This is a genomic window from Moorena sp. SIO3I6, assembly GCF_010672095.1.
Map to the genome: position 1 here is coordinate 23,543 of NZ_JAAHHU010000081.1, position 6,791 is coordinate 30,333.

7 protein-coding genes are annotated in these 6,791 nt (G+C 40.6%); 5 read left to right on the plus strand and 2 right to left on the minus strand.

The annotated features are described in order from the left end of the window. Nucleotides 1-14 precede the first annotated feature (14 nt). Both F6K49_RS21825 and F6K49_RS21830 read left to right on the plus strand, forming a co-directional pair. Entirely contained in the window at nt 15-1,013 is a 999-nt protein-coding gene (locus F6K49_RS21825) for a DNA cytosine methyltransferase (RefSeq protein WP_198953951.1), read from the plus strand. Then, nucleotides 997-1,161, plus strand: a complete 165-nt coding sequence (locus F6K49_RS21830; protein ID WP_293100020.1) for a hypothetical protein — start codon at nt 997-999, stop codon at nt 1,159-1,161. Before F6K49_RS21825 ends, F6K49_RS21830 begins: the two co-directional genes overlap by 17 nt. A 116-nt stretch (nt 1,162-1,277) precedes the next feature. Here F6K49_RS21830 and F6K49_RS21835 read toward each other — a convergent pair whose 3' ends face one another. Then, nucleotides 1,278-1,631 carry a hypothetical protein gene (locus F6K49_RS21835; RefSeq protein ID WP_293071353.1) on the minus strand — a complete coding sequence of 118 codons (354 nt, stop codon included), beginning with the start codon at nt 1,629-1,631 and terminating at the stop codon, nt 1,278-1,280. Between the two features lie 455 nt (nt 1,632-2,086). Further along, nucleotides 2,087-3,469, minus strand: coding sequence for a tetratricopeptide repeat protein (locus F6K49_RS21840; protein WP_293100025.1), 1,383 nt, complete (start codon nt 3,467-3,469; stop codon nt 2,087-2,089). Nucleotides 3,470-4,405: 936 nt separating this feature from the next. Between F6K49_RS21840 and F6K49_RS21845 the strand changes: the two genes are divergently transcribed. The 3 genes from F6K49_RS21845 to F6K49_RS21855 all read left to right on the plus strand — a co-directional run. Further along, entirely contained in the window at nt 4,406-5,707 is a 1,302-nt protein-coding gene (locus F6K49_RS21845) for a glycosyltransferase family 4 protein (RefSeq protein WP_293100028.1), read from the plus strand. 615 nt (nt 5,708-6,322) lie between these two features. Then, a complete protein-coding gene (locus F6K49_RS21850; protein WP_293071351.1) occupies nt 6,323-6,487 on the plus strand; it encodes a hypothetical protein in 165 nt (54 codons plus the stop codon). A 9-nt stretch (nt 6,488-6,496) separates the two neighbouring features. Next, nucleotides 6,497-6,791: TetR/AcrR family transcriptional regulator (locus F6K49_RS21855; protein ID WP_293100032.1), on the plus strand; the 295-nt coding region annotated here is incomplete at its 3' end.

Genomic DNA, 6,791 nt, shown 5'->3' on the forward strand with positions numbered 1-6,791 from the left:
AACTGGAGGCAAAGGTGACACAACAGTTAACTGCTATTGAAATTTGTGCGGGTGCTGGGGGAATGGCATTGGGCTTAGAACAGGCTGGCTTTAAGCACCTGGTCGTGTTTGATAATGACAAGTATGCCCATGCAACGCTTCTGAAGAATCGTTCTGGCTGGAACCCCCAATTGTGTGATGTCCGCACCTTAGACTGCTCTTCCTATGAAAATGTAGACCTTTTTGCAGCAGGGGTTCCGTGCCCTCCCTTCTCGATTGCGGGGCAGCAAAAGGGGGGGAATGATGAGCGTGATTTATTTCCGGATGCCCTACGGTTAATTCATCAGGTACAACCCAAAGCTGTACTGTTGGAAAATGTGCGAGGCTTTTCCAGTAAGAAGTTTGCTGACTACCGAACGGCATTAAATTCTGAGTTTCGGAAGATGGGTATGATCATGCAGTGGCGGGTACTGAATGCATCGGATTATAGTGTGCCCCAACTCCGTCCTCGGTTTATTTTGGTTGCCCTCAGAAAAGAGTATGTCCCTTTTTTTGAATGGCCTGAACCTATTCCTGAACCTCCAACTGTCGCTAACACGATTGGAGATTTGATGGGTTCTGACGGTTGGCCTGGGGCAGAGGCATGGATGAGTAAAGCACAAGCGATCGCTCCCACATTAGTTGGTGGCTCCAAGAAGCATGGCGGGGCTGACCTTGGCCCGACACGAGCCAAGAAAAAGTGGGCAGAACTAGGAGTCGATGGTAAAGGCATTGCCAATTCTCCGCCCAGTTCCGAAACCCCGATTGATGCATTGCCCCGATTAACCCTGCGCATGGCGGCTCGGCTACAAAACTTTCCCGATGACTGGGAATTTGTAGGAGGAAAAACTGCCCAGTATCGTCAAATTGGGAATGCACTTCCTCCAGCAGTCTCTCACCATGTTGGACGGTCTATTGTGTGTGCTCTCAACAAAGTGGAAGTCAGTGCTACCAAACCCAAGCAATTGGAACTTTTCAGTGTCGATGTGGCTTGAATTTAGGCGTTGCTGGCTTGGTCACAAGCAGACCGGAAAGGGGAATCTTAAGAGAAAATCCTTAGGCTGGTTTATGGCTAGCAAGGTTTTCGCTGGGATGCTGGCTGCTCCGGTTGAGGTGGAAGCCCAGATACTCAAAAGTGATTAATCGTAGGGTAGGCAGTGCGTAGTAAGGCGATGGCAAACAAATGAATCGGTGTTATCCACTGCCCACCTTAAATTTACTTTATGGTACTTCCGCTTTGGGAAGCTTAAGGGAGTTGATCACAGTACTTCCACTTGAGGCAGTTGGATTGGTGCACAACCATTATGCACGGCCACCAAAGTATTTTGAGGTATATTCCATTTTTTGTTGTTGTTGTTGTAGCACTCGATGACTACTTTAGATCCCTTAGCTATTTTTAGTGAGTCACCACGATAAAGCTTTTCACCTTTGGATATAGAAATAACGCTTTTATTGAAGCGTGTGATCTTACCATTTCCCTTAGCTTCCACCACAATTCCTATAGGTGATTGATAAGCCAAAAATTGAGGTAATTCATCAGCAAGAACTTGATTCGTAAAACTTTGTGCAATGATAATACAAACAATTGTCAAAGCAGTTACTATCTTTTTCATTGTGGTTACTCCATACTGAGTATGCTAATTTTTCATAAACTTGAGATGCTATTTAGCGTGACGCTCCTACACTTACCCGACAGGGAAGTGTAGGCTTCCAGCAGTTTTTAAGACTAGCAGAACTGTAAGCATTAAGCTAATGCACTACCTGCTGACTCCTGAGTGTTTATAGCTGATTTTCAAGTATCTATAGACTTATCCGACTAAGCACCAAAAATTATGCAGCAAACTTTCAATACCAGGTTGATATCCCACAGGACTTAGCCACCAATACCACTTCCTAAGGCACTAACTTTGAGCTTGCTCTCATTTTACGCCTCGTCGCCAGCATTGGGAAAGCCCGTCCGAAAATTGTAACGGGAAAGATGCCCGTTGCACCCAATGGTTCAAACAGTAAAAATGAGATGCACCCAATTCCAAGTTAAGAGTTTAGCATAACAAGTACCGAATAGCCTTCATTGTTTATTGGGCAACTGTTTATTTAACCCAGTGTCTAAGCGCTGTCTAGCTTGGTCAATCCATTTGTCTTCATCTATATTAAAACTGGAGGCATATAAAAAGCAATATCTCCAATTCTCCATAATTATTGCAGTGTTATTGTCACCTGCTTCTTCTAGTACCTGGGCTAGCAAACAGTAAGCTGGTGCCTTTGTATTATCTAAATTAATAGCCTCCTCTAGACGTTTTTTTGCCTCAGCATAGCGATTTTGTTTTAGCCTAGCCCACCCCAGATTTTTCAGCAAATAGTATCTCACTTCATCATTCTCATTTAGGATTAGACCTGTTAGTAACAAAGAACTAGCTTGATAATATTTTTTGTCGATGATATACCTTCTACCTAAGTTATTATAAGCACGATCAATGTCATCTTGGACAGCAATTTTATATTCAGCGAGAGCTTTTTCATGGTCTTGTAATTTCTCATAAACTCTTCCTAATTCATAATGAGGTTCGATGTAGTCAGGATTAAGGGTGAGTGCTTGTTTATAGCTTGATATGGCGGCAGCATATTGCGGAGGATTCTTGCTAGTGTATCGATCACCAAGATTTTTATAAAAAACAGCAATCTGAGGTAAAGACAAACGAAAGGTAATAGAAATTAGGAAAAGACTGAAGGCAATGCCACAACTTACTTCTTCCCAAAAATATTGAGGAATATTCAAACGGGTAAGAGCACGTTTGATTGACTCCTGTCCAGGTTTGGTTAGAGCACTTCTACCAGCCAATAGTGTTAAGACGCTCTGAGTAGCACTAAAAAAAGCCCCTAAGGTATCTGGTCCACCACTCAGAAAGCGTGAGGAAATATCTACGGTTAAGCTCAAGGACGATGTTAGAAATACAACTGTCAGTATTTTCCATAGCCAGTCAAGATAATCCCATCGATGCTTTGGAGGTTTGAAGAACCACCACCAAGCGTCTACTTTAGGGTTCAAAATAGAATGCCATTCAGTTAGATCGACTACTGTGGTAATCTTATTAGTCTCTTGCTTTAATCGGTTATCTAGATCGTTAACCTTAATCAAGCTTCCTGTAGGAATCTGTGATTGATTGGTTAATTCTGCTTGAACTGTATCACGAGCAGTCAAAACTTCTAGAACTATTTCTTTTGATGGCGAGCGGGAGGATCCCACTTTGGAAGAAACATACCGCATTAAGCTGTATGATTGTGATTCTACCGCCCACATAAAAAGATATATTTGCCAAAATGGGATGCTCCCTGACGAGCTAGTATCTTCAAGTTTAGTAAGTGCATGAGTATAACGTTGAATAGCAGACTCTAACTCTGATATAGCAGAGTTAGTCTTAGGAGTTTCTCCTGGCATAAGCTGACTTGACATTTGATTGCCTCAGATTACAACAACCTTTTCTAAAATTAAGCCATTGTCTGAGTGATGGGAATGTTTTCAGCACAGTCAGGTATAAGCGCGATCGCATCAACAATGACATCAGTCTCTGATCTACCAGTTTGCTCAACCTAGTAGCTATTGAGTTATGGAAAAGGGTTGGAGGAATCCTAATGGCGATTTGAGGTTTAGTAATAGCATCAATCTAAAGTAGCTTTAAAATACCACTTGTATGACTAAGTGTTGCTATTGCTGTATTAATTCTTAACATTAGGGCAAATCTGCTCTGGAGGTATTTCTGCTCACCGACATCAGCTAGTGCTTTACAGAAAGCCCAGCAACGGTTGCGAAACCTTAGGCCAGAAGACATTTCCCAATCCTATCACGACCAGATAAAGCAACAAAAAGCTAGAGGGGCGCTTGTCGCCCCTCTAGCAGGATGGGTAGTGCGTAGTAAGGCTGTTGCCAGCAAATAAATCGGTGAGATGGACTGCCCACCCTAGATATTAAGGTTCTTCAGTACCTGCTATGCTAAATTTTCAGTTCAGAAACTCATAAAGGTTACTCTACAAGGGTTATGAGGCTCTTTAACTAACAAAATGTTCTGAATACGGCCTCTTTCTTCTGCTCCGTTCGCGTAGCGTGGCCTACGGCCTCAGTCCCTGCTCCCTTTGGCACAGTGTTTATTTAGCATAACAAGTACGGAAGAGCCGATATTAATAAGCAGGTGCATAAAATTAATTACACATTTTCTAAAACTCAAACCCTTGCAATATATGGGTTACATAGATTGATAGTAGGCAATTAATTTTGTTTAGGTGCTTAACTATTTTTTTTTATTATGTAATTTTTATCATCAAAAAAAATCCGGAATAAATAGATATATACAGAATGAATTATATAAATTAAATTATTTTTATTTTTAATTTGATGAAAAATATAATGTTTAGCCAAATAAAAGTATTACTAATAATAGAGCAATGTAATCCTGAGTGGCCGTCTGTACCTTTATTAGCTTACAAATACTTTGAAAAAATTAGCCAAATTGTTGATGTAACTCTTGTTACCCACGAACGAAATAAAGAAGCTCTTGAAAATTCAAGGGAAAATACTCATAAAATAGTTTATTTTAGCGAGAGTAAATTCAGCAAATTGTATTATAGCTTTTTGGAAAAAATTACTACAATAAGGGGTAGAATAAATTGGCCTTTATTACATACATTAAGCTACCCTATTTACGAAGAATTTAATCACCTGGTTTATAAAAAATTCCGAAGACAAATACTGAATGGAGATTATGATGTGGTGCATGCACTAACTCCGATAATGCCAAGATATCCTGTTAAGGCAATCAAAGCATGTAAGCAAACTCCTTTCCTTCTCGGTCCAGTTAACGGTGGTGTTCCCTTTCCAGAAGGATTTCAAAAAATAGCAAAAAAAGAATATGCTCATTTAAATTTCTTGAGAGCTATTGGTCGATACTTCATACCAGGCTATGTGGCTACTTACAAGAAAGCAGACAAAATTTTAGCAGGATCTACCTATACTTTAAATATGTTAAAAGACCTGTTTAAAATTCCAGATGATAAGATCGAGCTTTTCTATGAGAATGGGATATCCCAGGATTTTTTAACACAAGTGAGTACCCGCAGTAATGGTAACAAGCTTCATTTACTATTTGTTGGGAGATTAGTTCCCTATAAGTGTCCTGATATCGTCATAGAAGCAATTAGTAAATTGGACAAAAGCATCAAAAATAAAATTCAACTAACAATAGTTGGCGATGGTTCAGAGAAAGACAATCTTCTGAACAGAGTGCAAGAACTTGGTTTAGAAAAAGTAGTAAATTTGGTGGGTTGGGTTACCCAGCAGGAAACACTTGAGTATTACCGTAAGTCCGATATTTTTTGCTTCCCCTCTATCAGGGAGTTTGGTGGAGCAGTGGTTTTAGAGGCGATGGCTTGTGGGCTACCTTGTATTGTGGCAAATAATGGCGGTATTGGTGAATATGTAACTGAGGAAACGGGTTTTAAAATCGAACCTATTTCGAGAGAATATCTGACGAAAGAACTAACCAATAAAATCCAAGTACTGGCTACAGATGAAGAACTACGAAAAAAAATGTCAGCTAAATCTATCGAAAGAGTTCAAGAATTTGAATGGAGCAACAAAGCCAAACAAATTGTTAATGTTTACCATCAAATGATTAGCAAAAAATTATCTGATCGCTAAAAAAAGGGTAAGAATTACGGTAGGGGGTATTGACAAAAAGTCTGTTGGGTGGACTCATTTTTGTAAAAAAGAAGGGAAGTATGGAGCCTCACAAGTGTAGGTTTTTTACAAAGGGGAAAGTAAGGAGTCATCGATCAGGTATAGAGTAGATCAAGCAGCAACTGTGTATGAGTGTTGAGGGATGAACTACAATCGACATTTGAAATAATGGAAGGGTAGTGCTACACAACTAGTGATTTTACACATCAAGTTCGGGAGAGCCCGTTTTCTCAAATTCAGCCATTGTCTGAGTGATGGGAATGTTTTCAGCACAGCCAGGTATAAGCGCGATCGCACCAACAATCACATCAGTCTTTGACCGGCTAGTTTGCTCAACCTAGCAGCTATTGAGTTCTGGGAGAAGGGTTGAAGGAATTTTAATGGCGATTTGAGCTTTACTCACAGCATAAATCTAAAGTAGAGGTATTCTACCACTTGTATCACTAAGTTTTGCTATTGCTGTATTAATTCTTAATATCACGGTTAATGCCGTCTGGAGGTGTTTTTACTCACCGACATCAACTAGTCCGTTGGTGGGCAGTGCGTAGTAAGGCGATGGCAAGCAACTGAATCGGTGTGATCCACTGCCCACCCTACATCTGTGTTCCCGATTCCCGACTCCCGACTCCCGATTCCCGATTCCCGATTCCCGATTCCCGATTCCCGATTCCCTACTCCCTACTCCCTACTCCCTACTCCCTTTCCAAAAAAGACTTGACAAGTCTACCTAGTAGTAGGTAGCCTAAAGTCATGAAACAGAAAACTGCTCAACAAATCCTAGACGTAGCTCAATCCATGGTGCGCAACCGAGGCTACAGCGCCTTTAGTTACGCGGACATTTCCAAAGAAATAGGTATCCGTAAGGCTAGTATCCATTACCATTTTCCATCTAAGGATGATTTGGTAAAGGAATTAGTTAAACGATACCAAAAAAACTTGGCACGGAAATGTTTTGAAATTGAGCAACAGGAAACAACACCACAAGCACAATTGAGAGAGTTTGTGAATCTCTATCGAGATGGTTTGCAAGACAATAAAATTTGTT

Excerpts from the sequence above, each read along its gene's own strand:
- F6K49_RS21840 (WP_293100025.1), bottom strand. The coding sequence starts at position 3,469 with ATGTCAAGTCAGCTTATGCCAGGAGAAACTCCTAAGACTAACTCTGCT.
- F6K49_RS21835 (WP_293071353.1), bottom strand. The coding sequence starts at position 1,631 with ATGAAAAAGATAGTAACTGCTTTGACAATTGTTTGTATTATCATTGCA.
- F6K49_RS21845 (WP_293100028.1), top strand. The coding sequence starts at position 4,406 with ATGAAAAATATAATGTTTAGCCAAATAAAAGTATTACTAATAATAGAG.